This is a genomic window from Mycobacterium sp. 134, from assembly GCF_048282715.1.
Taxonomy (GTDB): Bacteria; Actinomycetota; Actinomycetes; order Mycobacteriales; family Mycobacteriaceae; genus Mycobacterium; species Mycobacterium septicum.
Map to the genome: position 1 here is coordinate 4348532 of NZ_JBLVUN010000008.1, position 26987 is coordinate 4375518.

The 26987-nt window shown below is 66.0% G+C and carries 26 protein-coding genes and 2 tRNA genes; 12 read left to right on the forward strand and 16 right to left on the reverse strand.

Annotation, left to right across the window (positions count from 1 at the left end; translation table 11 throughout):
* Positions 1-10 precede the first annotated feature (10 nt).
* A complete protein-coding gene (locus ACNQVK_RS25440; protein WP_418031737.1) occupies positions 11-949 on the forward strand; it encodes an NUDIX hydrolase in 939 nt (312 codons plus the stop codon).
* Between the two features lie 62 nt (positions 950-1011).
* On the opposite strand, the gene ACNQVK_RS25445 is transcribed toward ACNQVK_RS25440, so the two are convergent.
* The 3 genes from ACNQVK_RS25445 to leuC form a co-directional block, all read right to left on the reverse strand.
* A complete protein-coding gene (locus ACNQVK_RS25445) occupies positions 1012-1680 on the reverse strand; it encodes an HU family DNA-binding protein (protein ID WP_409553069.1) in 669 nt (222 codons plus the stop codon).
* A 215-nt stretch (positions 1681-1895) separates the two neighbouring features.
* Positions 1896-2489 carry a 3-isopropylmalate dehydratase small subunit gene (leuD, locus tag ACNQVK_RS25450; RefSeq protein ID WP_409553068.1) on the reverse strand — a complete coding sequence of 198 codons (594 nt, stop codon included), beginning with the start codon at positions 2487-2489 and terminating at the stop codon, positions 1896-1898.
* A gap of 13 nt (positions 2490-2502) precedes the next feature.
* Entirely contained in the window at positions 2503-3957 is a 1455-nt protein-coding gene (leuC, locus tag ACNQVK_RS25455; protein WP_276128017.1) for a 3-isopropylmalate dehydratase large subunit, read from the reverse strand.
* A gap of 118 nt (positions 3958-4075) precedes the next feature.
* Here leuC and ACNQVK_RS25460 point away from each other — a divergent pair, with 118 nt between their 5' ends.
* Positions 4076-4777 carry an IclR family transcriptional regulator gene (locus ACNQVK_RS25460; RefSeq protein WP_029111385.1) on the forward strand — a complete coding sequence of 234 codons (702 nt, stop codon included), beginning with the start codon at positions 4076-4078 and terminating at the stop codon, positions 4775-4777.
* Between the two features lie 192 nt (positions 4778-4969).
* On the opposite strand, the gene ACNQVK_RS25465 is transcribed toward ACNQVK_RS25460, so the two are convergent.
* The 5 genes from ACNQVK_RS25465 to ACNQVK_RS25485 all read right to left on the reverse strand — a co-directional run bounded on the left by ACNQVK_RS25465 (position 4970) and on the right by ACNQVK_RS25485 (position 8782).
* Positions 4970-5042 (reverse strand) — tRNA-Glu (locus ACNQVK_RS25465).
* 68 nt (positions 5043-5110) lie between these two features.
* Positions 5111-5185: transfer RNA gene (locus tag ACNQVK_RS25470), tRNA-Gln, on the reverse strand.
* A 141-nt stretch (positions 5186-5326) separates the two neighbouring features.
* Positions 5327-6793: a glutamate--tRNA ligase gene (gltX, locus tag ACNQVK_RS25475; RefSeq protein ID WP_418031738.1), complete on the reverse strand. Its 1467-nt coding sequence runs from the start codon at positions 6791-6793 to the stop codon at positions 5327-5329.
* A 9-nt stretch (positions 6794-6802) separates the two neighbouring features.
* Positions 6803-7579, reverse strand: a complete 777-nt coding sequence (locus ACNQVK_RS25480; RefSeq protein ID WP_044517465.1) for a fumarylacetoacetate hydrolase family protein — start codon at positions 7577-7579, stop codon at positions 6803-6805.
* 60 nt (positions 7580-7639) lie between these two features.
* Positions 7640-8782, reverse strand: coding sequence for an alpha/beta hydrolase family protein (locus ACNQVK_RS25485; protein WP_418031739.1), 1143 nt, complete (start codon positions 8780-8782; stop codon positions 7640-7642).
* A gap of 118 nt (positions 8783-8900) precedes the next feature.
* Here ACNQVK_RS25485 and ACNQVK_RS25490 point away from each other — a divergent pair, with 118 nt between their 5' ends.
* A complete protein-coding gene (locus ACNQVK_RS25490) occupies positions 8901-10091 on the forward strand; it encodes an MFS transporter (RefSeq protein WP_418031740.1) in 1191 nt (396 codons plus the stop codon).
* Positions 10092-10136: 45 nt separating this feature from the next.
* The gene (locus ACNQVK_RS25495) at positions 10137-11489 is read left to right on the forward strand and encodes a hypothetical protein (protein WP_418031741.1); all 1353 of its coding nucleotides are present in this window, start codon (positions 10137-10139) and stop codon (positions 11487-11489) included.
* 16 nt (positions 11490-11505) lie between these two features.
* Here the strand turns inward: ACNQVK_RS25495 and ACNQVK_RS25500 are convergent, their stop codons facing one another.
* From ACNQVK_RS25500 to ACNQVK_RS25520, 5 genes are all read right to left on the reverse strand, one after another.
* The gene (locus ACNQVK_RS25500; RefSeq protein ID WP_418031742.1) at positions 11506-12120 is read right to left on the reverse strand and encodes a dihydrofolate reductase family protein; all 615 of its coding nucleotides are present in this window, start codon (positions 12118-12120) and stop codon (positions 11506-11508) included.
* A gap of 139 nt (positions 12121-12259) precedes the next feature.
* Positions 12260-13069, reverse strand: coding sequence for a BtpA/SgcQ family protein (locus ACNQVK_RS25505; RefSeq protein WP_418031743.1), 810 nt, complete (start codon positions 13067-13069; stop codon positions 12260-12262).
* Positions 13070-13102: 33 nt separating this feature from the next.
* Complete coding sequence (locus ACNQVK_RS25510; RefSeq protein ID WP_418031744.1) at positions 13103-13825, reverse strand: class II aldolase/adducin family protein; 723 nt, start codon at positions 13823-13825, stop codon at positions 13103-13105.
* The gene (locus tag ACNQVK_RS25515; RefSeq protein WP_418031745.1) at positions 13822-15303 is read right to left on the reverse strand and encodes an FGGY-family carbohydrate kinase; all 1482 of its coding nucleotides are present in this window, start codon (positions 15301-15303) and stop codon (positions 13822-13824) included. Before ACNQVK_RS25515 ends, ACNQVK_RS25510 begins: the two co-directional genes overlap by 4 nt.
* A 93-nt stretch (positions 15304-15396) precedes the next feature.
* Positions 15397-16191, reverse strand: coding sequence for an inositol monophosphatase family protein (locus ACNQVK_RS25520; RefSeq protein ID WP_418031746.1), 795 nt, complete (start codon positions 16189-16191; stop codon positions 15397-15399).
* Positions 16192-16309: 118 nt separating this feature from the next.
* Between ACNQVK_RS25520 and ACNQVK_RS25525 the strand changes: the two genes are divergently transcribed.
* The 8 genes from ACNQVK_RS25525 to ACNQVK_RS25560 all read left to right on the forward strand — a co-directional run bounded on the left by ACNQVK_RS25525 (position 16310) and on the right by ACNQVK_RS25560 (position 23754).
* Positions 16310-17080, forward strand: coding sequence for a DeoR/GlpR family DNA-binding transcription regulator (locus ACNQVK_RS25525; protein WP_418031747.1), 771 nt, complete (start codon positions 16310-16312; stop codon positions 17078-17080).
* A 46-nt stretch (positions 17081-17126) separates the two neighbouring features.
* Complete coding sequence (locus ACNQVK_RS25530) at positions 17127-17900, forward strand: SDR family NAD(P)-dependent oxidoreductase (RefSeq protein WP_418031748.1); 774 nt, start codon at positions 17127-17129, stop codon at positions 17898-17900.
* A gap of 32 nt (positions 17901-17932) precedes the next feature.
* The gene (locus ACNQVK_RS25535; RefSeq protein ID WP_418031749.1) at positions 17933-19231 is read left to right on the forward strand and encodes an ABC transporter substrate-binding protein; all 1299 of its coding nucleotides are present in this window, start codon (positions 17933-17935) and stop codon (positions 19229-19231) included.
* Between the two features lie 61 nt (positions 19232-19292).
* Positions 19293-20141, forward strand: a complete 849-nt coding sequence (locus tag ACNQVK_RS25540; RefSeq protein ID WP_418031750.1) for a carbohydrate ABC transporter permease — start codon at positions 19293-19295, stop codon at positions 20139-20141.
* A complete protein-coding gene (locus tag ACNQVK_RS25545; protein WP_418031751.1) occupies positions 20138-20959 on the forward strand; it encodes a carbohydrate ABC transporter permease in 822 nt (273 codons plus the stop codon). Before ACNQVK_RS25540 ends, ACNQVK_RS25545 begins: the two co-directional genes overlap by 4 nt.
* A 26-nt stretch (positions 20960-20985) precedes the next feature.
* Entirely contained in the window at positions 20986-22038 is a 1053-nt protein-coding gene (locus tag ACNQVK_RS25550) for an ABC transporter ATP-binding protein (RefSeq protein ID WP_418031752.1), read from the forward strand.
* A 1-nt stretch (position 22039) separates the two neighbouring features.
* Complete coding sequence (locus tag ACNQVK_RS25555) at positions 22040-22978, forward strand: sugar phosphate isomerase/epimerase family protein (RefSeq protein ID WP_418031753.1); 939 nt, start codon at positions 22040-22042, stop codon at positions 22976-22978.
* An 11-nt stretch (positions 22979-22989) separates the two neighbouring features.
* A complete protein-coding gene (locus ACNQVK_RS25560; RefSeq protein WP_418031754.1) occupies positions 22990-23754 on the forward strand; it encodes an SDR family NAD(P)-dependent oxidoreductase in 765 nt (254 codons plus the stop codon).
* Here the strand turns inward: ACNQVK_RS25560 and ACNQVK_RS25565 are convergent.
* From ACNQVK_RS25565 to serA, 3 genes are read right to left on the reverse strand one after another with little or no spacing between them, the layout of a single operon-like run.
* Complete coding sequence (locus ACNQVK_RS25565) at positions 23740-24360, reverse strand: hypothetical protein (protein WP_418031755.1); 621 nt, start codon at positions 24358-24360, stop codon at positions 23740-23742. The two genes, ACNQVK_RS25560 and ACNQVK_RS25565, sit on opposite strands and share 15 nt — an antisense overlap.
* A 25-nt stretch (positions 24361-24385) precedes the next feature.
* A complete protein-coding gene (locus ACNQVK_RS25570) occupies positions 24386-25396 on the reverse strand; it encodes a 3-isopropylmalate dehydrogenase (RefSeq protein ID WP_418031756.1) in 1011 nt (336 codons plus the stop codon).
* Positions 25393-26979 (reverse strand): phosphoglycerate dehydrogenase, encoded by a 1587-nt coding sequence (gene serA / locus ACNQVK_RS25575; RefSeq protein WP_044517456.1) that lies wholly within the window; start codon positions 26977-26979, stop codon positions 25393-25395. Before serA ends, ACNQVK_RS25570 begins: the two co-directional genes overlap by 4 nt.
* Between the last annotated feature and the right edge of the window lie 8 nt (positions 26980-26987).

Here is a 26987-nt window from a genome sequence, read left to right on the forward strand (position 1 = left end):
AGGAGTTGAGGTGTCCGACGACAGCACGAAGGCGGCCAAGCCGGGCACCAAGCTGGTGCCCGCGGCGGGCGCCGTGTTGTGGCGCGGCGGCGAGGACGCCGCGGGCGTAGCCGTGACCGAGGTGGCCGTCATCCACCGCCCGCGGTACGACGATTGGTCCCTGCCGAAGGGCAAGGTCGAGCTCGACGAAACCGATCCGGTGGCCGCCGTGCGCGAGGTCCACGAGGAGACGGGCTACACCGCGCAGCTCGGTCGACGGCTCGGCTCGATCTCGTACGACATCCCACAGGGGACCAAAAGGGTCTGGTACTGGGCTGCCCGCGCGACGGGAGGTGACTTCACCCCCAACGACGAGGTGGACAAGCTCATCTGGCTGCCGGTGCATGCGGCAGCGGATCAACTGGTTTACCCGCACGATCGAAAAGTGTTGCGGCGCTTCGCAAAACAGCCACCCGATACCAAGACGGTGCTGATCGTCCGGCACGGTACGGCCGGACGGCGATCACGTTTCAAGGGCGATGACCGCAAGCGTCCGCTGGACAAGAAGGGCCGGGCACAGGCCGAGGCCCTGGTCGCCCAACTATCGGCATTCGGTGCCACAACGCTTTACGCGGCCGATCGATTGCGCTGCCATCAGACCCTGGAACCCCTGGCCCAGGAACTCGGCGTGGACATCCACAATGAGCCGGCGCTGACCGAGGAGGCCTACAACTCCGACCACAAGGCCGGTCGCAACCGCGTGCTCGAACTCGCGACCCGGGCGGGGACGCCCGTGATCTGCACCCAGGGCAAGGTGATTCCCGATCTCATCTCGTGGTGGTGCTCGCGCTCACAGGTTCGCCCGCAGACGACCGGAAATCGCAAGGGCAGCACCTGGGTGCTGTCGATGGCGGACGGCCGGCTGATCGCTGCGGATCACCTCGGCAGTCCGCTGCCTCCCGGCAGCTAGACCAACACGAGGAAAGGCACGTCGTGAGCTGACCTACGGCTCACGACGTGCCTTTACCGTAATTACTTGCGGCCCTTCTTGGCCGGCGCCTTCTTGGCAGCCACCTTCTTGGCGGGAGCCTTGGTCGCGGCCTTCTTGGCCGGTGCCTTGGTCGCGGCCTTCTTGGCGGGAGCCTTGGTCGCGGCCTTCTTGGCGGGAGCCTTGGTCGCGGCCTTCTTGGCGGGAGCCTTGGTCGCGGCCTTCTTGGCGGGAGCCTTGGTCGCGGCCTTCTTGGCGGGAGCCTTGGTCGCGGCCTTCTTGGCCGGTGCCTTGGTCGCGGCCTTCTTGGCCGGTGCCTTGGTCGCGGCCTTCTTGGCCGGCGCCTTCTTGGCGACGGTCTTCTTGGCAGCGGCGCGCTTGGCCGGGCCCGCGGTCACGCCGCGCTTGACGGCGGGACCGTCAGACGGGAGACGCTGCGCGCCAGAGACAACCGCCTTGAACTGTGCACCCGGACGGAAAGCCGGCACCGAGGTGGGCTTGACCTTCACCGTCTCGCCGGTACGCGGGTTGCGCGCCACACGGGCAGCGCGGCGGCGCTGCTCGAACACACCGAAGCCGGTGATCGTGACACTGTCACCCTTGTGCACCGCGCGGACGATGGTGTCCACAACGTTCTCCACCGCGGCGGTAGCCTGCCGACGATCGGTGCCCAGTTTGGTTGTGAGTACGTCGATGAGCTCCGCTTTGTTCATTCAAAACCTCCGAAACCAGTGGTCCTCCTTGGACCGACTAGAGGACACGGTAAACCCTGTGACCACTGATTTCCAAGAGCCACGCGCAATTTCAGGCGTAGCTAGCGAACAATCTGGCAATCCGCTTGCCCCACTTGGACTCCGCCAGGCCGGGTCCAGAACCGGTTCGGCAGGCGGCGAATTCGGGCGCAGAAGCACCCGTACAAGGCCCCGGATCAGGCCGGCAGAGTGCGCGGCTTCCAGCTCGGCCTGTGCTTCTCGTACTCCTCGATCGACGAGAGTTTCCGCAGCGTAAGGCCTATATCGTCGAGTCCCTCGAGCAGGCGCCAAGCCGTGTAGTCGTCAATTCTGAACGGCACCACAACCGTTCCGGCGACGATATTTCGATCTTGAAGATTCACAGTGATTTCCAGCCCAGGATTCTGCTCGATCAGCTTCCATAAGAGCTCGACATCATCTTGAGCGACTTCAGCCGCCAATAGCCCGGCCTTGCCGGCGTTGCCGCGGAAAATATCGGCGAAACGAGATGAGATAACCACCCGGAAGCCATAGTCCATGAGCGCCCAGACGGCATGTTCGCGTGATGATCCGGTGCCGAAATCGGGTCCGGCGACCAACACCGAGCCTTTGTCGAATGGCGGGAGATTCAGAATGAACGACGGATCCGTGCGCCACGCGGCGAACAATCCGTCCTCGAAACCCGTTCGGGTGACCCGCTTCAAATAGACGGCGGGGATGATCTGGTCGGTGTCGACATTGGACCGCCGCAGCGGGACGCCGATGCCGGTGTGAGTGTTGAACGCTTCCATTCTTGGGTTCCTCTCAGCGGGACGCGGCAGGCAGATCGGCAGGGGACGCCAGCTTTCCGCGTACTGCGGTGGCTGCCGCGACGGCCGGCGAGACGAGGTGGGTGCGGCCCCCCTTACCCTGCCGGCCTTCGAAATTCCGGTTGGAAGTCGAGGCGCAGCGCTGCCCCGGGGACAGCTGATCGGGGTTCATGCCCAGGCACATCGAGCAGCCGGCCTGACGCCATTCGGCGCCCGCGGCGGTGAATATCCGGTCGAGACCTTCCGATTCGGCCTGGGCCCGGACCCTCATCGAGCCCGGCACGACCAGCATCCGAACCCCGTCGGCGACCTTGCGATCGCGCAGCACGTCAGCGACAACCCGCAGGTCCTCGATCCGGCCGTTGGTGCAGGACCCGACGAACACGGTGTCCACGGCGATGTCGCGCATCGCCATCCCGGGCCGAAGGTCCATGTAGGCCAAAGCCTTCTCCGCCGACTGACGCTCTCCGTCGTCGCCCATCAACTCCGGATCCGGGACCGACGCCGACAGCGGGATTCCCTGCCCCGGGTTCGTGCCCCACGTCACGAACGGGCTCAACGTGGCGGCGTCCAGGTAGACCTCAGTGTCGAATTCGGCGCCCTCATCGGTACGCAACTGGCTCCACGCCGCGATGGCGGCGTCCCAGTCGGCCCCCTCGGGAGCGTTCGGACGGCCCTTGAGGAACTCGAAGGTGGTCTCGTCCGGAGCGACCATTCCGGCCCGCGCCCCGGCCTCGATGCTCATGTTGCAGATCGTCATCCGGCCTTCCATGGACAGCGCCTCGATGGCACTGCCCCGGTATTCGATGACGTGGCCCTGGCCGCCGCCGGTGCCGATCTTGGCGATCACGGCCAGGATGATGTCCTTGGCGCTCACGCCGGGCGGCAGCACGCCGTCGACATTGACCGCCATGGTCTTGAACGGCTTGAGCGGCAGTGTCTGCGTGGCCATCACGTGTTCGACCTCGGATGTGCCGATGCCCATGGCGATGGCGCCGAACGCACCATGGGTCGAGGTGTGACTGTCCCCGCACACGACCGTCATGCCCGGCTGCGTCAACCCCAGCTGCGGGCCGATGATGTGCACGATGCCCTGTTCCGCATCGCCCATCGGGTGCAGCCGGATGCCGAATTCCTCGCAGTTGCGCCGCAATGTCTCGACCTGGGTGCGAGAAACCGGATCCGCGATCGGCTTGTCGATGTCGACCGTGGGCACGTTGTGGTCCTCGGTGGCGATCGTCAGGTCAGGCCGTCGCACCGGCCGGCCCGCCAATCGCAGGCCGTCGAACGCCTGCGGGCTGGTGACCTCGTGCACGAGATGCAGATCGATGTAGATCAGATCGGGCTCTCTGGCTGCGCCCTCTCCCTCACCGCGCGCCACGACGTGGTCTTCCCAAACCTTCTCGGCCAGGGTGCGCGGCTTCACGGATGTCTGTGTCGATTGGTCCATCGCTACTTCTCGATTCGATTAACGGCAATGCGGGCTTGCATCAAGAGTCCGCCAGGGCTGGGAGTTACTGTCGCCATCTCATCTGCCATCTCACAATGCGAGACGCTAGTATCTCTCTGTGAGAAATGATAGCGGCATCGGCGTTCTCGACAAAGCCGTGGGTGTGCTGCACACCGTGGCCGAGTCACCTTGCGGGCTGGCCGAACTCTGCGAGCGGACCGGGCTGCCGCGGGCGACCGCACACCGGTTGGCCGCCGGGCTCGAAACCCACCGCCTGTTGGCCCGCGACGGCGACGGACGCTGGCGGCTCGGCCCGGCATTGACCGAATTGGCCTCCCACGTCAACGATCCGCTCCTGGCGGCCGGGGCCGCGGTCCTGCCCCGCCTGCGCGAGATCACCGGCGAGAGCGTGCAGCTGTACCGGCGCGAAGGGCAGTCCCGGGTCTGCGTGGTGGCGCTGGAGCCTCCGGCCGGGTTGCGCGACACCGTGCCGGTGGGCACCCACCTCCCGATGACGGCCGGTTCGGGCGCCAAAGTGCTACTGGCCTATGCCGACCCGGCGACCCAGCAGGCGGTGCTGCCGGCCGCCAAGTTCACCGACCGCACGCTGGCCGAGGTCCGCAAGCGCGGCTGGGCGCAGAGCGCCGCCGAGCGTGAGCCCGGTGTGGCCAGCGTCTCGGCACCGGTGCGCGACGGCCGGGGCGCCGTGATCGCCGCGGTGTCGGTGTCCGGACCGATCGACCGCATGGGCCGGCGACCCGGAGCCCGCTGGGCCGCCGATCTGCTCGCCGCCGCCGACGCGCTCACCCGCCGACTGTGAGGCGAATCTCAGCACACGGTTGAGCGCCCGGCGTGGCGGGCCCGCGTCGCGTCGAAATCCGACGGCCGGCACGCCGGCGTGACGTTCGACACCCAGAGCCACTCTGCCGTGGTGAAGGGAGTGGCGGGAGGGCGCTGTGTCCAGGTAACGCAAAAGCGCCCAGTTCATGAGAACTGAGCGCTTTTACTTCTGTACCCCCGATGGGATTCGAACCCACGCTACCGCCGTGAGAGGGCGGCGTCCTAGGCCGCTAGACGACGGGGGCTAGAACTTCCGGATGGTCAGCATAGCCTAGGCGGTCCTGCTCACCTAATCCGTCTGATGCCGTCCGGATGGCTGGGGTACCAGGACTCGAACCTAGAATGGCGGTACCAGAAACCGCTGTGTTGCCAATTACACCATACCCCAATAATTGCCCATCACCGCAGGTCACAGGCAATTTCGATCCGATCGGCTCAGCGGGGGCTTCCCCGTTTTGCTTTTCGGGCCGACGAGCAGACTACCAAAGATTTTCGGCTCTCTTTACCAAGCCCCGTCACGCCCGGGCGTTCACAGCGCGGCCCGGGCGGCCCGCAACCTCGTCAGGCTGCGGTCGGCGCCCAGCAGTTCCATGGACTCGAACAGCGGCGGGCTGATCGTCGCGCCCGTGACGGCGACGCGGATGGGTCCGAACGCCTTACGGGGCTTGAGCTCAAGACCGTCCAGAAGCGCCGTCTTGAGCGCTGCCTCGATGTTGGCGGTGTTCCACTCCCCGACCCCCTCCAGTGCGCTCAGAGCGGCATCCAGGACCGGCGCGGCCTCCTCACGCAGCTCCTTGGCGGCGGCCTTCTCGTCGATCTCGTAGGAGTCGTCGTCGAAGAACTTCAGCAGTCCCCACGCATCGCCGAGCACGACGATGCGGGTCTGGGTCAGCGCGGCGGCTTCGGCGAATGCCGCGTCGTCCAAGCCGGTGTCGTGACCGTGGGCATCGAGATAGGCGCGCAGCCGAGCCGTGAAATCCTCCGGCGTGAGCAGCCGGATGTGCTCCGCGTTGATCGCGTCGGCCTTCTTCTGGTCGAAGCGGGCCGGGTTGGAGTTGACGTTGGCCACGTCGAACGCGGCCACCATCTCGTCGAGGCTGAACACGTCGTGATCGTCGGCGATGCCCCAGCCCAGCAGCGCCAAGTAGTTCAGCAGCCCCTCCGGCAGAAAGCCGCGGTCGCGGTGCAGGAACAGATTCGACTGCGGATCACGCTTGGACAGCTTCTTGTTGCCCTCGCCGAGAACACTTGGCAAATGAGCGAATTCGGGCACCCGCTCGGCCACACCGATCCGCATCAGCGCCCGGTACAGCGCGATCTGACGCGGTGTCGAGGGCATGATGTCCTCGCCGCGCAGCACGTGGGTGATCTTCATCAGCGCGTCGTCGACCGGATTGACCAAGGTGTACAACGGATCTCCGTTGGCTCGCGTGATCGCGAAATCCGGTACCGAGCCCGCAGGGAAGCTCACCGGACCGCGCACCAGATCGGTCCAGCCGAGGTCCTCGTCGGGCATACGCAAGCGCAGCACGGGTTTACGACCCTCGTCGGCAAATGCCTTGCGCTGCTCGTCGGTGAGGTCGCGGTCGTAATTGTCGTACCCGAGTTTGGGATTCCGCCCGGCCGCCACATGGCGCGCCTCGACCTCTTCCGGTGTCGAATAGGCCTCGTAGACCTCGCCGGCCTCGAGCAGACGTGCGATCACGTCGCGGTAGATCTCGCTGCGCTGCGACTGCCGGTACGGCTCGTACGGGCCACCGACCTCGGGGCCCTCGTCCCAGTCCAGACCCAGCCATCGCAGGGCGTCGAGGATCGCGGCGTAGCTCTCGTCGCTGTCCCGCGCGGCGTCGGTGTCCTCGATCCGGAAGACGAATGCCCCGCCGGTGTGCCGGGCGTAGGCCCAGTTGAACAGCGCGGTGCGCACCAACCCGACGTGCGGGGTTCCGGTCGGCGACGGGCAGAACCGCACCCTGACATGACCAGAGGGAGATGTCATCACTTACCTCTACTTCTGCTTGCGTACAACGGGGTTGGTAAGAGTGCCGATGCCCTCGACGGTGACGCTCACGGTGTCCCCGTCCTCGATGGGGCCGACGCCCTCGGGGGTGCCGGTGAGGATCAGATCACCCGGCAGCAGGGTCATCACCGCCGAGACCCATTCGACGATGGCACCGATGTCATGGATCATCAGCGAGGTCCGGCTGAGCTGCCGCACTTCGCCATTCACCTCGGTGCGGATCTCCAGGTCCGACGGGTCGAGGTCGTTGACGATCCATGGGCCCACCGGGCAGAAGGTGTCATGGCCCTTGGCCCGCATCCATTGACCGTCCTTGGCTTGCTGATCACGCGCCGAGATGTCGTTGGCGATGGTGTAGCCCAGGATGTTCTCGGCGGCGCGTGCGGCGGGCACGTCCTTGCAGGGACGCCCGATGACGATGGCCAGCTCGCCCTCGTGGTGAACCGGATGGGCGTCGGCCGGCAGCTGGATCGGCACGTTGGGGCCGATGATCGCGGTGTTGGGCTTGAGGAAGATCACCGGATCCTCGGGAGCTACCCCACCCATCTCCGCAGCGTGGGCCTCGTAGTTCTTGCCCATGCAGATCACCTTGCTGGCCAGGATGGGTGCCAGCAGGCGGACGTCGGCCAGCGGCCAGCTCCGTCCGGTGAAGTTGGGATTGCCGAACGGATGCTCGGCGATTTCTTTGCAGACGGCATCGGCACCGTCGCCTTCGACACTGACGAAAGCGACGCCGTCGGGACTGGCGATTCGACCTAAGCGCATTTTGACCAGGGTAGTGCGCAGCGTCTTACCGCCAGTGCTGACGCCTCCTGTCAGTTTCCGTCAGCCGGCGAACGCCGCGGCGAGAAACGGCGTGGAGTCCGGAACCGAAGCCAGCACGGTGCCCGAGTGATCTTCGTCGGGATAGACCTTCAGGGTGACGTTCTGTCCGTTTGCCCGCAGCTGATCGTCGAGCTGCAGCGACATGTTCGGCGGGACATCCCGGTCCAGGAGTCCGACGCCGAGGAAGATCGGCCGGTCGTAACCGCTGGTCGGCGTGCCCAGGTAGGCGTCGAGAGCTTCCGCGGCACCGGGCAGGGTGGCCAGCGGCGCACGGAAGTAACCGGTCGGAGTCATGCCGGCGAGCGCCTGGTCGAGCTGCGGCTTGCACAGCACCTCGGCCTTGTTGACCGCATCCAGCCCGGCAGGGGTGAGCACGCTGTCGATGTCCAGGTCGGGCCGCGCCTCCCGCAGGCCGGCCAGGATGTACCCGGTGTAGCTGTTGGCCGCAGGACCGAGATTCGGCGGCAGCGCCATGTCGGGGCCGGCCTGTTTGACGATGCTCTCGACGTTGAACGGCGTGCCGGTGGCGACCACGCCGCGATAGTCCAGACCGGTCCCGCGGCTGAATTCGGTGGCCCAGCGCGCGCTGTTGACCGCGGCCCCGCCACCCTGAGACTGACCGACGATGGCCCATTTCGGCGACAACGGCAGGTCCATCCGGTGCATCGCGATCACCGAGTCGACAACGCTGTGGGCGGTGGCCACGCTGTTGAGGTAGCTCATCAGTCCCGGGGTACCCAGTCCGGCGTAATCGGAGCCGACGACGGCGTAGCCCTGTTCGAGCCAGTGCGTCAGATACTCGACATCCCTTGCGCTGCGCGGCTGCGCCGACGGTGCGCAATCGTCACCGAGTCCGACCGTGCCGTGAGCCCACGCGATCGTGGGCCAGCCACCCTCGGGTGCCTGGCCCGGCGGGATCAACACCACGGCGGTACTGAGCGCAGGCGAATCATGTTGGTCAACAGTCGAGTACAGGATGCGGTAGGCGCTCGCCGCGCCCGGCACCGACAGTGCGGCATCCAACGGGACCGTCTCGATCAACGTGCCGGCCACTGGAATAGGCGCGTCGTAGCGACGAGCATCCAGGCCGGACCAGTTCGGCGCGGCCGCCGCCGCAGTCGGTGCCGTCAGGAGTCCACACATCAGCAAAACGGTTGCTGTCAGCCACAACTTCACCGCCACAGCTTATGGCAGCTTTTGTACGTCTCATATATTGAGATCACAGTTCAATATTCTGAGATATCCGTGAAACGATGCACCCATGCCCGTTTCGTCGATCAGCACGTTCCGCCGTTGGTCGATGTTGGCGATCGCGCTCACCGCGACCACATGCGCCAACGTGTTCATCAACGGCGCGGCGTTCCTCATCCCCACCCTGCACGCCGAGCTCGGCCTGGATCTGGCCAAGGCCGGTCTGCTGTCGTCGATGCCGAGCTTCGGACTGGTGGTCACCCTGATCGCCTGGGGATACGTCGTCGACCGGGTGGGCGAACGGATCGTGCTGACGGTGGGCTCGGCGCTGACCGCCGCGGCGGCGTTCGGGGCCGCCGCGGCGCACTCCCTGGTGACCGTCGGACTGTTCCTGCTCCTGGGTGGAATGGCTGCGGCCAGCAGCAATTCGGCCAGCGGGCGGGTCGTGGTCGGTTGGTTCCCACCCGAACAGCGCGGGCTGGCGATGGGAATCCGGCAGACGGCAACGCCTTTGGGTGTCGGCCTGGGCGCGTTGGTGATTCCGCGCCTGGCCGAGAGTCACGGCACCGCGACAGCGCTGCTGTTCCCCGCCGTGGTGTGTGTGCTGTCGGCGGTGATCTGCGCTGTGGGAGTGCTCGATCCGCCACGTCCGCCCCGCCATGAGGCGCCGGCCGAACATCTGGCCAACCCGTACCGCGGCTCAAACGTGTTGTGGCGCATCCACGCGGTGTCGGTGCTGTTGGTGGTGCCCCAGGGCATGGTGTGGACGTTCACTCTGGTGTGGCTGATGAGCGATCGTGGTTGGTCGGCTGCGTCGGCGGGCACATTGGTGACCGTCGCTCAATTACTCGGCGCGGCAGGGCGGATCGCCGCCGGTCGCTGGTCCGACGTGGTCGGCCAGCGGCTGCGGCCCATCCGGACCATCGCGCTGGCGGCCGCAGCGACGATGGGGCTGCTGGCACTCACCGATTGGCTGGGTTCACCGATCAGCGTCGCGTTGATCGTGATTGCCTCGGTGATCACGGTGTCCGACAACGGTTTGGCGTTCACGGCGATCGCCGAGATCGCCGGCCCGTTCTGGAGCGGACGCGCCCTGGGCACGCAAAACACCAGCCAGCATCTGGCGACCGCCAGCTCGGCACCGTTGTTCGGTGCGCTGATCGGTGTGGCGGGCTACCCTGCGGCTTTCGCGGTGTGCGCCTTGTTGCCGTTGTTGGCGGTCCCCCTGGTGCCTGACGATCCGGTGGTCGAGGCACCCTGAACCGGGATCGGCGATTGGCTTCGGTGTGAGACATACGCTGCTCTGATGAGATCGGGCATTTCCACTCGACTTGAGGCTTCACGGTGGCCCGCCAGAACGGGCCGTCTCGTCGGCGCCCTCGTGGCACTCGCGCTGGCAACCAGCGCATGTCAGGTGCGCGACCGGCCGTCGAGCCCGCCCGTCCCAACCGCTGCGCCGGAGACTCACGGCCCGCTGATCGCCTACACGGTCCCCAGAACCACCCCGTGGTTCGACTCCGGGGAGGTGGGTTTCGTACTGGCACAGGGACCGAACCCCGTTGCCACCTGGACCGGACAAGTCGGCGCATCCAGGTTCGTGGGGTTGAGCGCACCGGGCTTCACCACCGATGGAAAGTACGCCTTTGCGCTGCACTCCGATGAGCAGGCTGGTCGATATCCGTATGACGGCGGCGATATTCACGCCAGATTGGTATGGATCGACGTGGCAAGCCGTCAAACACACGAGGCGGACATCCCGGCCGAATCACGAACGGATTCTCAACGGCCGGGTCGGCCCGGCGCCCCATATGCGTTGCAGGGCAGCACAGTCATCTGGCAGGCCCCGTCTTCAGCGGACGCTCCCGACGGGCAGGTGACCCTGATGCAGCTGGACGTCGGCCGGCCGAATGCGACGCCGAGCGTGTGGCACACCGTCCAGTTGCCGCCGCGAACACCCGAGCAACAAGCAGTCCCAACCGAGGCCCAAGACTTCACCGGGAATGTGATCGGTGCAGGTCATGGACGCGTGGCCATCGTCAGAAAGTACGGCTCCGACAGATTCGCCCAGGCCGACCGCCTGTTTGTCGTCGACCCCGACGGCGCGGTCCGCGATGTCGCGCACCAACCGACCAGGCAGTGGATATCAGCGGACTTCAGCCCCGACGGAACCCGATTCGCGTACGAGACCGGCAGCAACGCCGAGAACGGCGCCTGCGACCGACACCAGGTCACGGTGTTCGACTCGGCCACCGGTCAGCAGGCTGCCGGATTTCCACAGGGCCCCTTCGACGCGACGCCCAGGCCCTACTTCTACGGCAACCAGAACGGCGCGGTGTGGTGGACGCCCGACGGGAAGCTGCGGGCCACCGCCGGCGTCGAGCAGTGTCCGACGAATCGGTCCGAGCCCACGCCGGACGGTGGCGCCTGGGAACTGAATGGCATGCGGTGGACACAGGTCGCCCCGGACGGTACCTACCGCGACTACCCGCTACCCAACGGCGACGCGGTCGTGATCGCCCGCGTGCCCCGGCCGCCGGATGCACAGCAGCCCACCCAACCGTCCACCGTCACAAGCTTGTTCCTGCACCAGGGCGATCAGCGCGTCCACATCGCGGATGTGGACGCCACCGCCGTCGCGGTCGGGCCGACCCAGCCCTGACCGGACCCGACCACGCTCACTGATCGCGCTCGTTCATGTCCCCCGTGCCCGGCGTGCCGTCGGCGAGGCCGTAGCGCAGGTACACGATGCCGCTGGGGCTGGCCACCGGCGGTTGCAGCAGCGAGACATTGGAAGGCACCGCGCCACCGTCGAACACCTTCTTCCCCGCGCCGAGCAGGATCGGATGCAGCCAGAGGTCGAGACGGTCGAAGAGCTTCTCGCGCAGGAGCGTCTGAACCAGGTTCAGGCTTCCGACGACCTTCACATGTTCATGCTTGTCCCGGATCTCGCGCACCGCGGCGCCCAGATCGGAGCCGAGTTGCGTGGAGCCGGACCACGAGAGATCAGGCTTGCCGCGGGAGGCGACGTACTTCGGGATGCTGTTGAACAGCTTGCCGAATTCGTCGGTCTGGTGCGGCCAGTGGGCGGCGAAGATGTCGTACGTCCGGCGTCCGAGCAGGAGCGCATCGGTGCCCTCGTAGGCGGAGCCGACCTGTTCGCCCGAGACCTCGTCGATCAGCGGCGCCTGCCAGCCGCCGAACGAGAACCCCTCGGGGTCTTCGTCCGGGCCGCCGGGCGCCTGCGCGACGAGGTCCAGGGTTGCGAACATTTCGATCTCGATGAGGCCCATGGCGTTACTCCCGATGAGTTGGTTGCTCTTTCGAAAGGTAGACCGGTGGGCACCGGCAGACTCATCGCCGAGGCGACTGGGTATCGGCTCACCCCGAGCCGAGGACCGACTCGACTCAGGGCGACGCCAAGGTTGACGGCTAGCTCTGCCGGAAGTTCTTCACCACGGTCATCAGTTTCTCCACCCGCTCGGCATCCGATCGGTTCTCGAAGACCCCGTCCTTCTTGAACGCGGTTCCGACCACCGCGCCGTCGGCGATGCTCAACTGCGCCTCGGCGGTCTCCACGCGCATGCCGGTGTTGACGAATACCGGGACGTCACCGGCGTTGTTCTTGACCGTCGACAGTGCCGAGGTGTCCGTCGGTGCACCGGCGGTCAGCCCCGAGACGACAAGTGCGTCGGGCTTGGCATTGAACACCGTGGATCGGGTGATGTCAGCGAGATCCCGCTCGCCCAGATACGCCGTGGCCTCCGGGACCACATTGAACAACAAGCGGACACCGCCGGCGTCGACGCGGCGGCGGTGCCGGGCCGCCTGGCCCACGTCGGTGTTCCACAACCCGAAATCACTGCCGTAGACGCCGGTGAAGATCTCCCGCACGAACCTCGCGCCGGTCGCGGCGGCGAGATCGATCGATGCCACACCGTCCCACAGCACGTTGACGCCGAACGGCACCCGGACTTCGTCCAGAAGCTCTCCGACCACGCGGGCCATGGCGATCGCGGTGATCGGCTCGGTCTTCGTCAGGTACGGCAAGCTGAACTCATTGGAGAACATCACCGCGTCAACCCCGCCGGACTGCAGCGCATCGAGGTCGCGACGCGCGTTGTCCACCACCGCTCGCATCCCGGCCGCCGTGTCGAAAGACGGATCGCCCGGCAGCGCATCCAGGTGCAGCATCGCAATCACCGGTTTGTGCACCCCGAACACATCTTCAAGCCATTGCATGGTTTACCTATCTCCTCTTGTTCTTCTTGTCTCTCAGGACAAGCGCTGGATCGTTACGGTCTGGGTGTCGAGGTGGACGCGTCCTTCCTCGATGTCGCGTGCGAGGTCATGGTCGAAAATGTGGTACAGGCTCAGCTGTTCGGGTGTGACCCCCAGCGACGCCACCTTCATCGCCTGCCGCGCGGCTTTCTCGATGACGGTGGCCGTGAAGAGTGCGTCAGCCAGGTCGGGGCCGAGCGCCACGGCGCCGTGCCGGGCCATCAGGGCCGCCTTGCTGCCGTCGGCAAGCACCGCGACCATGTTGTCGCCCAGTTCTTTCGATGCGACGACCCCGAACTTCCCGCACCGGATCGGGCCGAACCCGACACGCGTGTACGAGTCGATGGTCGCGGTGGGAATGTCCTTCTCGGCGGCCGCGAACACCTGCGAATCCTCGGCATGGGTGTGCACGATGGCGTTGACATCGGGTCGGGCCGCATAGATCGCAAGATGCATCGGCAGCTCCACCGTCGGCTCGGTGAGCGACTCCGGCAGGGTGTTGCCGTCAGCGTCGACGACCGCGACATCTTCCGGGCGAACATCTTTCCAGCTCCGGATCGGCAGCCGGTCCGATGGCGCAGGCAGCGCATAGACGACGTCGTTCTCCCGGTCGAACAGTGTGATGTCGCCGGAATCCAGACCGGTGGTCAGGCCGAGATCGACCATGCGCCAGCCGCCGTCGGCCACGGCAACCTTGTAGTCGTGACGGATCTTCACTGCGCCCTCCTCGTCAGTCCGTGCGAAATGGGCGCCAGTGCATCACCGGCCTGCCGCCAGAGCTGATACGCGTCTTCATAGATCGCCGACCGCTCACGGTCGGGCACCACCGGTGCGTCGAATTGCAGGAATCGCGCGGCATCGTCGAGACCGAGCGCACCGGTCCCCACACCCGCCAAGATGGCGGCTCCGAGCGAAGCTCCCGGATGGTCACGCACCGGCGACAATTCGGTGCCGAGCACATCGGCATGGATCTGTTTCCACAGCGTGGACTTGCTGCCACCGTTTGTCACCCTGGCCCGGGACAACGTGATTCCCGCCGATCTCATGACCTCGGCGTTGTGCCGGAACCCGAAAGCGATCGCCTCCAGCACCGAGCGGTACATGTCCGCACCGGTGTGGGCCAGCTCGAGGCCGATGAACGCGCCGCGCAACTGCGGATCGTGGATCGGCGATTTCTCACCGAGAAAGTACGGCAGGCACAACACCGCCGCGGGTCGGCGTACGGCGGCCTCGGTGTCGAGATCCGTCAACGGCGTTCCGCCGATGAGGGTCTGGAACCAGCGGATGAGACTGCCACTGGTGGCCATGCAACCGTTCGGCAGCCAGGTGCCCTGCCGGGGGTGTGCGTCCAGATACAGGCGCGCATCGACGACGGGATCGGCGCAGGCGGTGAGGATGTCACCGGCACCGCCCAGCTTGATCAACCAGTCACCGGCGGTGTCGACCCCGGCGGCGTAGGCCGACAGCACATGGTCGGCGCCGCCCACCACCAACGCGACATCGGCCGGCAGGCCGGTGCTTTCGGCCATCGACGGGCTGATCGTGCCGACCCTGGTACCTGGCCGGTACACCTCGCACAGCGACGAAACCGGTAGGTCGACTGCCTCGAGCGCCGGATCGAAGTGCTTCCCGTCGAGGGTGTACAGGCCGGACTCCAGCGCCCAGTTCTGCTCGACGTGGGGTTCCGCCCCCAACGCAATCAGTACATAGTCATAGGACCCGACCAGATAGCGCGTCGCCGACCAGCATTCGGGTTCGTTGCGCTGCAACCACCGCACGGTGGGTGCCACCGACTGCTGGGTCAGCGCGGATCCTGTGCGGGACAACATCTCCGCGCCGTCGATCACCGCCGACAGCTCGTCGATCTCACGGGTGGCCCTGGCATCGTTCTGCAGGATCGGTCGGCGCACCGGTTTCAGGTCGGCATCGAGGCAGACCACCGCGGGAACCATGCCGGTCGCCGCGACCGCGGCCACCATCCCCGGGTCGATCTGAGATTCGGCCAGTACCTGCCGAATTCCCTCTACCGCGTTGGTGACCCAGGCCGCGGCGTCGGCCTCTGCGTAGGCCGGCCCGTCCGAGAAGATCGGCGAGCTCAACGTCGCCTGCGCCACGATGCCGGCCGTTTCGTGCAGCAGAACCGTTTTGGTTCCGGTGGTGCCGATATCGACACCGATCAGATAGGTGCCCCGCAAAGAACTTCTCCTGTCCAGAGTTCACGATGCCAGCGCAACGTGTCGCTGACACTAGCCGAGAGTGTGAAGAACTATCAACCTTCTGTTAACAATTCACGAATGATGGGGCTCTGAGACGGTGACCCGAAGCTCTTCGGCCACCGTTGCCGGTCGCCGCACCGCCAAGCCCGCCTCTTCGGCCACCAAGGCCGCCGCCGCCCAGTCGTACTCACCGAGGTGGCTCTCGACGTAACCATCCAGCGCACCTTCGGCTACAGCACAGATCGCCAGTGCCGCCGAGCCGAGGGCCCGGGCATCGGTGTAACCGGCCATCATCTCGGCAGTCATGCCGCACTGCGCCCGGCGCACCTCTGCCGAGTAGGCATAACCCATTCCCAACAGCCGCGCGGCGCCGTCACCCCCCGCAGTCGGCCCGGTCAACCGGTACACGCCCGCCCCCTCGGCCAGCCATGCTCCGCCTCCCCTGTAGGCGTAGTACGTCTTGCCGAGCACTGGCGCGTCGACCGCACCCGCGAGCCACTGTCCAGTGCGAATACAGACGGCGCCCACCGAGGTGGCGTAGTACGGAATTCCCCTGGTGAAGTTGGTCGTACCGTCCAGCGGATCGATCGACCACCGCACCCGCGCGCCGGCCGGGGCCGTCCCGGGGAGCTCTTCGCCGGTGACGTGGTCATTCGGCCTGCGACTGCTCAACACCGCGCGCACCGCGCGCTCGGCGGCGACATCGACATCGGTCACCAGGTCGCCCTGCTCACCCTTGACCGTCACGCTGGCGCTCGCCCGCGGTCGCGAACGGAGTACCGCCGCACCCGCACGCGCCGCCTCCAGCGCCACGTCGGCCAGTTCGGCTGCCAGCCCCGATGCACTGCCGCGCTGCTCAGAATCCACCTTTGTTACCTCTTCCCATCTCACACCTGACTATGTTAAACATTAACGACATTCGTCCGTGAGTTGAAAGATCACAGTGGAAACTGTCAATCATTCACAGATAGTCACAGGGGTGCCGATGTCAGTCGAAGAGCGAAGAGCCCTCATCGAAGAGCGGCTGCGGTCTGACGGCGAAGTGGACTTCGCCTCGCTGGCCGCGATGTTCGAGGTCTCGGAGATGACGATTCGGCGTGATATCGACGTCTTGGAGTCCCAAGGCGCGGTACGCCGGGTGCGCGGCGGTGCGATCGCCTATTCGCACAAGGCCGAAGAGCCCGCGTTCGGCACCCGGGTCGAGTCGGCCACCGCCGAGAAGGCTCACATCGCAACCGCCGCGGTCGAGCTCCTGGAGCCACACGAGACCGTCATCATCGACAGCGGCAGCACCGCACTGGCCGTGGCGCATCAGATCCGCGGCCGCGGACTGGGTTTGACCGTGATCACCCCGAGTGTGCTTGCCGCGCTTGAACTCGTCGACGAGCCCAACACCACGGTGTTCCTCACCGGCGGACGGCTGCGGCCCGGGGAACTCAGCCTCATCGGCTCCGATGCGCAGGCGACCTACCGGCGGTACAACTGCGACACCTACATCATGGGCGTCGCCGGAGTCGATGCCAAACGTGGACTCACCGACTATCACAGCGAGGAAAGCGATGTGAAGCGCGCGGCCATGGAGTCCGCCGACCGCGTCATTCTCGCCGTCGACTCCAGCAAGCTCGGGCGTGTCCAGCTGATCAACATCGCGCCGCTGAGCGCGGTGAACACCATCGTGACAGATGGCCCACAGGACGACCCGGTACTGGACGCGGCCCGACAGCAAGGCATCGATGTGCGGGTCGCGCGCGAGTGATCTCGGCAGTCCGCACCCACCGATCACAGCAAGAGAAGGAAGAACATTGACGAAGACAGTCGTAGTCACGGGCGCGGGATCCGGCATCGGCAAGGCCATGGTGACCGAGTTGGCCCGTCGGGGCTGGCAGGTCGTGGTGACCGACGTCGACGAGCAGGCTGCCAAGAACTGCTCGCAGCAACTCGACACCGCAGCCGGTCAGCAACACGAGTATCTACAGCTCGATGTGACCGACCCGGCCGGTGCCGCTCGCGTCGCCGACGATGTCGCCGATCGCCTCGGACTGGACGCCTGGGTGAGCAATGCCGGCATCTCGTTCATGGAGCGCTTCTTGGACATGCCGCTGGACCGGGTCGAGAAGACCTTCGACATCAACCTCAAGGGCGTGTTCATCTGCGGTCAGGCGGCAGCCCGGGCAATGGTCCGCACCAACAGCAAGGGCACCATCGTCAACACCGCGTCGATGGGTGGCAAGCAGGGCCGGGTTCCGTTCCTCAGCGATTACATCGCCTCCAAATTCGGTGTCATCGGACTGACCCAGTCGATGGCCTACGAACTGGCCGAGCACGGCATCACCGTGAACAGCATCTGTCCCGGCTATGTCGCCACCCCGATGCAAGAGCGCGAACTCGAGTGGGAGGCCTCGTTGCGGGGTACGACCGCCGAAGCAGTGAAACAGATGTGGATCGATGACACCCCGCTCGGACGGGTCGAGCAGCCAGAAGACATCGCCAAGGCGCTGACCTTCCTGCTTTCCGAGGACGCCCGGTTCATCACCGGCGAGGCACTTGCCGTCAACGGCGGCGCCTTCATGGATTGATCACCCACCGAATCGACAGGATTGGAAGGGATATGGCAGCAACAAGAAAGTGGTTGTCCTCGGTCGCCGCGCTGTTAGGGGCGACCACATTGGCGCTGGCCGGCTGTTCGAGTTCCGGCCCGGCAAGCGAAAGCGGAAGCGGCGCAGGTGATATTCCCGCCGACCACGCCGGCACCGTGAAGATCCTCATGGAGGACGAACACGACACCGAAGCCGTCGAGTCCCTGCTCGACGGCTTCAAGAAGGCGTACCCGAACATCAACGTCGAGATCGAGAAGCTCGCCTACGACTCGATGCGCGACAAGCTGGTGGCGTCGTTTCAGGCCCCGCAGGGCACCTATGACCTGATCATGATCGACAACCCGTGGACCGACGATTTCGTCAACGCCGGATTCCTGGCGCCGCTGGACAGCCGGATCGGGTCGGCCAGCAAGCTCGACTACGACGACTTCTACCCGTCACTGCGCGGGGTCAACGAGATCGACGGATCCACCTATGGCATCCCGATGTACAACTACGCCCAGGGCTACATCTACCGCGACGATCTGCTGCAACAGGCGGGGCTGCCGGTACCGACGACCCTCGACGAACTCGTGACGACGGTCAACAAGCTGACGACACCGCAGCACGCCGGTATCGCGCACAGCCCGCAACGCGGCTACAAGATCCTCGAGGAGTGGTCGAGCTGGTATGCGGCCGCGGGCGGCTCGATGTTCGACAAGGACGGCAAGCCGACGATCGACACCCCCGAAGCCCACAAGGCGCTGCAGATCTACATCGACACGCTCAAGACCGCGGCCCCACCCAACAGTGTGAACTGGGCACAGGACGAGACCATCCGGTCGCTGTCCTCCGGCGGGTCGGCCTCGATCGTGGGTTACAACTGGCTGACCTCCAGCCTCAACGCACCCGAGTCCGGGGAACTGGCCGGGAAGTTCAAGCTGGCACCGATGCCCGGTGGCCGGGGCGCACTGGGCACCTGGTCATGGGCGATCCCGGCCAACTCCAAGAACCCGGACGGTGCGTGGGCGTTCATCTCCTGGATCACCGACAAGGACACCGACAAGCAACGGGTCATGCGCGGCGGAGCGCCCACCCGGATCTCGACGGTGGCCGACCCTGAGGTCCGCAAGTCCGGCAACGGTGAGAGCTACTTCGCCGCGGTCGACGAGATCCTGAAGAACAACGTCCCGTTCGCGCAGGGGCTCAACGCCGAACAGATGGTGCAGGAGGTCGGTACACAACTCAATGAAGCGGTGATCGGTGCCAAGACCATCGATCAGGCGCTGGCCGACGCGCAGACCGCGGCCAACCAGATCACCGGCCGCTGACCCGGTTTCCGCGGAGCGCTCCCCCTCCAGCGCTCCGCGGAAATCGCCTGGAGAGAGCACAATGACAAAGTTCCGCTACGGCATGATGGCACCGTTCGCAACGGTATTCGCCGTTGCCATCGGTTTCCCGTTGGTGTACGCCGTGTACCTCAGCTTCGTCGACAAGAAGCTGACCTCACAGCGACCGGCGCAGTTCACCGGGATCGACAACTACACCAAGGCTTTTCACGGGAAGTTCATCGGCTCACTGGGCGTCACCGCTACCTATGTGGTGATCGCGGTGGTCGCCGAGCTCGTCCTCGCGCTGCTGATCGCGCTGGCACTGCAGCGGCAGCGCTGGATGAAAGATCTCACCCGATCGGTCCTGCTGATCCCGATGTTCATCACCCCGATCGCCGTGGCGCTGGTGTTCCGCTTCCTGCTCAACAGCCAACTCGGGGTGATACCCAACGCATTGCACAAGATCGGCATCGACCACGACTTCTTCGGTTCCGGCTCGGCGCTTTTCACCCTGATCGCCATCGATGTCTGGCAGTGGACACCATTTCTCGTTCTGCTCTTGGTCGCCGGGCTTGAGTCGCTGCCCAAACAGCCGCTCGAAGCCGCCAGGGTCGACGGAGCCAGCGGGCTGTACACCCTGTTCAGGGTCACCCTGCCGCTGTTGTCTCCGGTGCTGACCGTCGCGGTCATGCTGCGCGCGCTCGATGCGCTGAAGGTCTTCGAGTACGTCTACGCAACGACGCGAGGCGGCCCGGGCACCGAGACGGAGACCATCCAGTACCTGATGTACCAGACCGGGATTCAGTTCTTCCGGCTCGGTGAGGCGAGCGCCATGGCGTGCCTCGTACTGGCTTTCGTGCTGGCCGTCATCGTCGTCGTGTACCGCCGAATGGAGAAGTCCGCAGCATGAGTGACCTAAGGCGCAAGTCCTTCAGCGCACTTCGCATCGGGTTCCTCCTCGCCGGTGTCGCGATCGTCGTATTGCCACTGGCCTGGATCGCGCTCGCCAGCTTCAAGACGCCTGGACAACTCAATGATCCGTGGCTCATCGCGTTCTCACCGTCGATGGACAACTGGAAACATGTGCTCGACAGCACGATCGTCAGCGCCGTCTTCCGCAGCGCCATCGTCGCATTCGTGACGGTGGGCATCAGCATCACCGTGGGCAGCATGGCGGCCTACTCCATCAGCCGCTACAAGACCGGTGGTTCGGCAACCAGATTCGGCATGCTCGCCGCCCAGGTGCTGCCGCCTGCGGTTCTGGTGTTCCCCTTCCTCACCGCGGGCTACGCGATGAATCTGAGCGGAACGCTGATCCCGGTCATCTTCGCCCACATCAGTTTCGTGCTGCCGTTCGTCACGTGGTTTCTGATCGGGCTCTGGGAAGCCGTTCCCCGGTCCCTGGAGGAACAGGCCCTCGTCGACGGACTTACCCGGTTCGCCGCGTTCCGCAAGGTGATGATCCCGCAGGTCTATCCGGGCATCGGCGCCTCGGCGATCTTCGGCTTCATCCTGTCCTGGAACGACATGTTCTACGGACTCATCTTGGCGCCGAACAACAATCAGCTTCTGCCGGTGGCCATCTCATCGTTCAATACGTTCCGCGGCGTCGATCTCGGCTCGATGAGCGCCGCCATCATCATCTCGATCGTTCCCGTCATCATCGCGGCATTCTTCGTGCAGCGACGCCTGATCCAAGGCATGGGCGGCGGAGCCGTCAAGTTCTAGCCGCCTCGGCAATTTTTGGAGATCACATGGCAACTATCACCTTCCGCGATGTGTGCAAGGACTACGGTCAGCACCGCATCGTCGACAATCTCAGCCTCGACCTGCCCGACGGTTCGATGACGGTCCTGGTGGGGCCCTCCGGGTGCGGGAAGTCCACGTCCCTGCGCATGCTGGCCGGCCTGGAACCCATCACGTCCGGCGACATCTTCATCGGCGAGCGAAACGTCACACACGTCGACACCAGGGACCGTGACATCGCGATGGTGTTCCAGAACTACGCGCTGTACCCGCATCTGAACGTGCTGAACAACATCGCGTTCCCGTTGCGGGCCAAGAAGGTCAAGAAGGCCGAGGCACACCGGAGGGCCACCGAGGTCGCCGAGTCGATCGGGCTCGGCAGCCTGCTCAACCGGCGGCCCAAGGATCTCAGCGGCGGTCAGCAGCAGCGTGTCGCGATCGCCCGTGCGATCGTCAGGGAACCCTCGGTGTTCCTGTTCGACGAACCGCTGAGCAACCTGGACGCGAAACTGCGGGTGGAAACCCGCACCGAGCTGCTGCACATCCAGCGCCGGCTCGGCATCACCTCCTTCTACGTCACCCACGACCAGGAGGAGGCCATGACACTGTCGGACCGCATGGTGGTGATGCGGGAAGGCAGTGTGGCCCAAGCCGGGACGCCGCTGGAGGTCTACTCGAAACCGGCGGACACCTTTGTCGCCACCTTCGTCGGCTCCCCGAAGATGAACCTGATCCCGGGCGCGAACGAAACCGGGAGATTCCGAACCGAATCCGGATTGCATCTCGATCTCACCGCGCCGGACGACGGCCCGGTCGTACTCGGCGTGCGGCCCGATGATCTGCTGCTCACCCCGGCGGCGGAGGCCACCGCCACCGTGACCCTCGTCGAATTGCTGGGGCCGCGTGCCATCGTCACGGTCGCGACCGGCGAGGCGGAGCTCACGGCGGTGGCGGAGGTCGGTCGGCTCAGCGGGGTCACCCCCGGCGCGCCGGTCAGCCTGCACGTCAGACCGGACACCGCCCACTTCTTCGATCATTCGACCGGAAAGCGAATCAACTGAGATGACAACCACTTCGACCGACGGACCCAACCTCGTCCTCGGGATCAACACCTGCTTCGCGGTCAAGCGCTGGCCCCAACCGCAGGACTGGGCCCGCATCGTCGCCGAAGAACTCGGGTTGTCCAGCGTCCAGCTCAGCCTGGACCTGGTGCCTTTCGGGCTGAGTAAGGACGCCATCCGGCGCTACGCCGAACGAGTCCGCGCCGCGGTCGACGAGTTCGGCATCACCATTCACAGCGTCTTCACCGGGCTGGCCGCCTACTCCTCCCCGCTGCTGCTCTCCGAGGACCCATCCGACCGCGCCGCGGCATTCGAGTGGTACCAGGAGATGATCACCTTCACCGCGGCCGTCGGAGCCACCGGACTCGGCGGGCACATCGGCGCACTGTCGGTGCCCGCTGCCGCCGACCCCACGCTGGCGAAGACGCTCATCGCAACCGAACTGGACCTGATGCGCGAACTTGCCGAGACCGCCGCCGACGCCGGGCTAGATCATCTGCAGTTCGAAAATCTGGCAGTCACAAGGGAATACGGGCACAGCATCGATGAGGCTCACACCATCGAGGCCGAGCTGGCCGCTACCGCCGTGCCCTGGCGACTCTGTCTGGATCTCGGGCATCCGGCATCACTGACGCCGGGTACCCCCAGCTCCGACCCTCTGGCCTGGCTGGCCGAGAAGTGGCTGAACACCCCGGTGGTGCAGCTGCAGCAGTCACCGGCTGGGGCGGACCACCATGGCCCGTTCACCGCGGCAGCCAATGCCACCGGCACCGTCGACCGAGATGCGGTGCTGGCCAAGTTGTCCGGCTGGAACGGTGATGTCCATCTGTTCTTCGAGATCATCCATTCGAACGAGTATCCCGACTCGGCCGTCCTCGACGAGCTACACGAGAGCGTGCAGTTCTGGCGCGACGGACTCGACCACTCGACCACACTCTGAGAGGCGTACACATGGATATCGGCCTGCGCGACTCCGTCGCATTCGTCACCGGCGGCGGTACGGGAATCGGCCGCTGTACCGCTCTGGCCCTGGCGGCCGAAGGTGCGGCCGTCGCGGTGGCCGACATCCACATCGAGTCGGCCCGCGCCACCGTCGCCGAACTCACCGCCCACGGCGCCGAAGCCATTGCCGTACAGGCAGATGTGAGCGACGAGGAGTCGGTCGCCGACGCCATCGCGACGACTGCCCACGAACTCGGCAGTCTCGATTCACTGGTGCTGTGCGCCGGGATCTCCGGCCTCTACGGCCGCTCGATCGACGAGATCAGCACCGGTGAGTGGGACCGGATGTTCGACATCAACGTGAAGGGGCAATGGCTGCCGGTCAAGCATGCGCTGCCGTTCCTGCGGCTCAGCTCGAAGGCCTCGGTCACCATCGTCGCCTCCGACTCCGCGCTGGTCGCGTCGCCGCTGCATGTGCCCTACTGCGCTTCGAAGGGTGCGCTGATCATGATGGTCAACGCGATGGCCGTCGATCTTCGTGCCGACGGCATCCGGGTCAACTGCGTGTGTCCGAGCGTGGTCAACACCCGAATGCCCAAGAACGACATCGGTTTGTCCGACGACGCCGACCTCGGCGACGGCTACCCGATCCACGAGCCCGACGACATCGCGCGCTACCTGACGTTCCTGGCCTCCCCCGCTGCGGCGACCATCAGCGGCCACGCCCTCGTCGCGGACTTCGGATTCGTCGGGCAGTCGTCATTCCCGATGTGACGCCGCGGTGCGCCGGTCCGACGCCCGGGTGAACCACCTCGACCGGCGCGGATGAATCAGCAAGGCAGCCGCCAGAAAACACAGCGCACCGACGAACGTGCCGAAGTTGGCGAGCCGCTCATCGACGGTCACCCCGGTCTTGCGAACGAACGCCGCCAGCGCGGAGACACCGAACGCCACACAACCGGCCAGGTTTATCCACGCTGCCTGCCAGTCAACGGATTTCGGTGACCACATGCCGACCGCCAGCACCGCAAGCACACCGCTGATAAGAAAGGCCAGCGATCCGGTCGCATCGGGTGCCCAGACGAACCGGCGCTCAGCCAGAACCGCGTGGGCCCACACCGACACTCCGGTGCTGAGGTTGAACAGCAACGTCCCGGCGAATTGAGTGGCCGCCGACCACCACCCGAGGCCGCGCCCGGCCAGCACGAGCTGCATGGCGGCGGCCGTGGTGAAGAACCACGAGCCGACGAAGCACAGCGTATTCGTCGTCCCCGCACCCGCCAGCGCCGGAAAACCCGGCACCGTGGCGAGCGCGAAGAACGATGATCCGATGGCGAACAGCGAGCATTGCCGCTCCAGCGTGGCGAACCGGGCGGTCATCGCCGACTCAGTGCAGCGCCAACGCCTACAGCAGCGACAGGATCCGCTCGCCGACCTCACTGGTCGAGAGCTTCGCGTCACCGCGGGTGGCCAGGTGCTCACTGACAGCCTTGTCGACCCGGGCCGCCGCGTCGGTTTCGCCGAGGTGGGTCAGCAGGAGCGACACGCTCATCACGGCGGCGGTCGGGTCGGCAAGACCCTGCCCCGCGATGTCGGGTGCACTACCGTGCACGGGCTCGAACATCGACGGGTTGGTGCCCGTCGCATCGATATTGCCCGATGCGGCCAGGCCGATACCGCCGGACACCGCAGCCGCCAGGTCGGTGATGATGTCGCCGAACAGGTTGTCGGTGACGATCACGTCGAACCGGCCAGGATCGGTGACCATGTGGATGGTCGCGGCATCGATGTGCTGATAGGCAGTCTCGACGTCCGGGTATTCCGAACCGATCTCGTCGACGGTGCGCTTCCACAACGAGCCGGCAAACGCCAGCACGTTGTTCTTGTGCACGAGAGTGAGGTGTTTGCGCCGCGCGCGGGCTTTCTCGAACGCGTAACGCACCACCCGCTCCACACCGAACCGGGTGTTGGTCGACACCTCGGTGGCAACCTCGTGCGGGGTGCCCACCCGGATCGCGCCGCCGGTTCCGGTGTAGGGACCTTCGGTGCCCTCGCGCACCACCACGAAGTCGATCTCCGGGTTGCCTGCCAGCGGGCTGGAGACCCCGGCGAACAGCCTCGACGGCCTCAGGTTCACGTGGTGGTCCAACGCGAACCGCATGTTCAGCAGCAGTCCACGCTCGAGCACGCCGCTGGGTACGGACGGATCGCCGATGGCGCCCAACAGGATCGCGTCGTAGCCCTTGAGCTCCTCGACGAAGCCATCGGGCAGGGTCTCCCCCGTCGCGTGGTAGCGACGCGCACCCAGGTCGTACTCGGTCCGGTCCACCCCGGGCAGCACCGCATCGAGCACCTTCAGTGCCTCGGCGATGACCTCCGGACCGATGCCGTCACCGGCGATTACAGCGAGTTTCATGACAGGTCGACCACTTCCAGCGTCGTGGCGTCAACCGCGGTGGCGAGCGCGGAACGCACATCCTCGGGCACATCGGTATCCAGCCGCAGCATGACGATGGCGCTGTCGCCGTCGACGTCCTGGCTCAGCTGCGCGGCCAGGATGTTGACGTCGGCCCCGCCCAACAGGGTGCCGATCTTGCCCAGCGCGCCCGGCTGATCGTTGTAATGGACGATGAGGTTGTAGCCCTCGGCCCGCAGGTCGAAGTTGCGCCCGTTGATCTGGACGATCTTCTCGACCAGCTGCGGCCCCGACAAGGTGCCTGCCACGTTCACCGCGCTGCCGTCGGCGTGCACGACGCGCACATCCACCACGCTGCGGTGGTTCAGACTCTCGGTGGCAGTGCTGATCTCGGACGCCACACCACGGTCGGCGGCCAGCGTCGGTGCGTTGACGAACGTCACCTGCTCGTCGACCACCGCGGAGAACAGGCCCCGCAACGCCGACAACCGCAGGATCTCGACATCTTCGGACGCCAGCTCGCCACGCGCCTGTACCGACAGCGACACCGGCGCCGCATCGGACAGGGCACCGGCCAGCAGACCGAGCTTGCGCACCAGGTCCAGCCAGGGCGCCACCTCTTCGCCGACGGCTCCGCCGCCGACGTTGACGGCGTCCGGCACGAACTCGCCGGCCAGCGCCAGCTTCACGCTGGCGGCCACGTCGGTGCCGGCCCGGTCCTGCGCCTCAGCGGTGGAGGCACCCAGGTGCGGGGTCACGACGACCTGGGGCAGCTCGAACAGCGGGCTGTCGGTGCACGGTTCGGTCGAGAAGACGTCCAGGCCGGCGGCACGCACATGGCCGCTGGTGATGGCGTCGGCCAGGGCCTGCTCGTCGATCAGACCGCCGCGGGCGGCGTTGACGATGATGACGCCCGGCTTGGTCTTGGCCAGGTTCTCCTTGCCGAGCAGACCGGCGGTCTCCTTGGTCTTGGGAAGGTGCACCGAGATGAAGTCGGCGCGGCCGAGCAGCTCGTCCAGCGGCAGCAACTCGATACCGAGCTGGGCAGCGCGAGCCTGCGAGACATAGGGGTCGTACGCCACGATGTGCGCGCCGAAGGCGGCCAGGCGCTGGGCGACCAGCTGCCCGATGCGGCCCAGACCGACGACGCCGACGGTCTTGTCGAAGATCTCGACACCCGAGAACGACGACCGCTTCCACGTGTGATCGCGCAGGGTCGCGTCAGCGGCGGGGATCTGCCTGGCCGTGGACAGCAGCAGGGCCAGGGCGTGCTCGGCGGCGCTGTGGATGTTGGAGGTCGGCGCGTTGACCACGAGCACCCCGCGGGCGGTCGCGGCGTCGACGTCGACGTTGTCCAGACCGACACCGGCGCGGGCGACGATCTTGAGTTTGGGGGCCGCGGCGATGACCTCGGCGTCCACCGTGGTGGCGGAGCGCACCAGAAGCGCGTCGGCTTCCGGCACGGCAGCGAGCAGCTTCTCGCGGTCCGGACCGTCGACCCACCTGACCTCTACCTGGTCGCCGAGGGCGGCGACGGTCGATTCCGCGAGCTTGTCGGCAATCAAAACAACGGGAAGACTCACGCGGACAG

Coding starts and splice junctions, on each gene's coding strand:
- ACNQVK_RS25490 (WP_418031740.1), top strand. CDS start 8,901: ATGCCCGTTTCGTCGATCAGCACGTTCCGCCGTTGGTCGATGTTGGCG.
- ACNQVK_RS25560 (WP_418031754.1), top strand. CDS start 22,990: ATGGATATCGGCCTGCGCGACTCCGTCGCATTCGTCACCGGCGGCGGT.
- ACNQVK_RS25570 (WP_418031756.1), bottom strand. CDS start 25,396: ATGAAACTCGCTGTAATCGCCGGTGACGGCATCGGTCCGGAGGTCATC.
- ACNQVK_RS25485 (WP_418031739.1), bottom strand. CDS start 8,782: ATGTGTGGACTCCTGACGGCACCGACTGCGGCGGCGGCCGCGCCGAAC.
- ACNQVK_RS25525 (WP_418031747.1), top strand. CDS start 16,310: ATGTCAGTCGAAGAGCGAAGAGCCCTCATCGAAGAGCGGCTGCGGTCT.
- leuD (WP_409553068.1), bottom strand. CDS start 2,489: ATGGAAGCGTTCAACACTCACACCGGCATCGGCGTCCCGCTGCGGCGG.
- ACNQVK_RS25445 (WP_409553069.1), bottom strand. CDS start 1,680: ATGAACAAAGCGGAGCTCATCGACGTACTCACAACCAAACTGGGCACC.
- ACNQVK_RS25535 (WP_418031749.1), top strand. CDS start 17,933: ATGGCAGCAACAAGAAAGTGGTTGTCCTCGGTCGCCGCGCTGTTAGGG.
- ACNQVK_RS25505 (WP_418031743.1), bottom strand. CDS start 13,069: ATGCAATGGCTTGAAGATGTGTTCGGGGTGCACAAACCGGTGATTGCG.
- leuC (WP_276128017.1), bottom strand. CDS start 3,957: ATGGACCAATCGACACAGACATCCGTGAAGCCGCGCACCCTGGCCGAG.
- ACNQVK_RS25495 (WP_418031741.1), top strand. CDS start 10,137: ATGAGATCGGGCATTTCCACTCGACTTGAGGCTTCACGGTGGCCCGCC.
- gltX (WP_418031738.1), bottom strand. CDS start 6,793: ATGACATCTCCCTCTGGTCATGTCAGGGTGCGGTTCTGCCCGTCGCCG.
- ACNQVK_RS25545 (WP_418031751.1), top strand. CDS start 20,138: ATGAGTGACCTAAGGCGCAAGTCCTTCAGCGCACTTCGCATCGGGTTC.
- ACNQVK_RS25540 (WP_418031750.1), top strand. CDS start 19,293: ATGACAAAGTTCCGCTACGGCATGATGGCACCGTTCGCAACGGTATTC.
- ACNQVK_RS25480 (WP_044517465.1), bottom strand. CDS start 7,579: ATGCGCTTAGGTCGAATCGCCAGTCCCGACGGCGTCGCTTTCGTCAGT.
- ACNQVK_RS25500 (WP_418031742.1), bottom strand. CDS start 12,120: ATGGGCCTCATCGAGATCGAAATGTTCGCAACCCTGGACCTCGTCGCG.
- ACNQVK_RS25565 (WP_418031755.1), bottom strand. CDS start 24,360: ATGACCGCCCGGTTCGCCACGCTGGAGCGGCAATGCTCGCTGTTCGCC.
- ACNQVK_RS25550 (WP_418031752.1), top strand. CDS start 20,986: ATGGCAACTATCACCTTCCGCGATGTGTGCAAGGACTACGGTCAGCAC.
- ACNQVK_RS25555 (WP_418031753.1), top strand. CDS start 22,040: ATGACAACCACTTCGACCGACGGACCCAACCTCGTCCTCGGGATCAAC.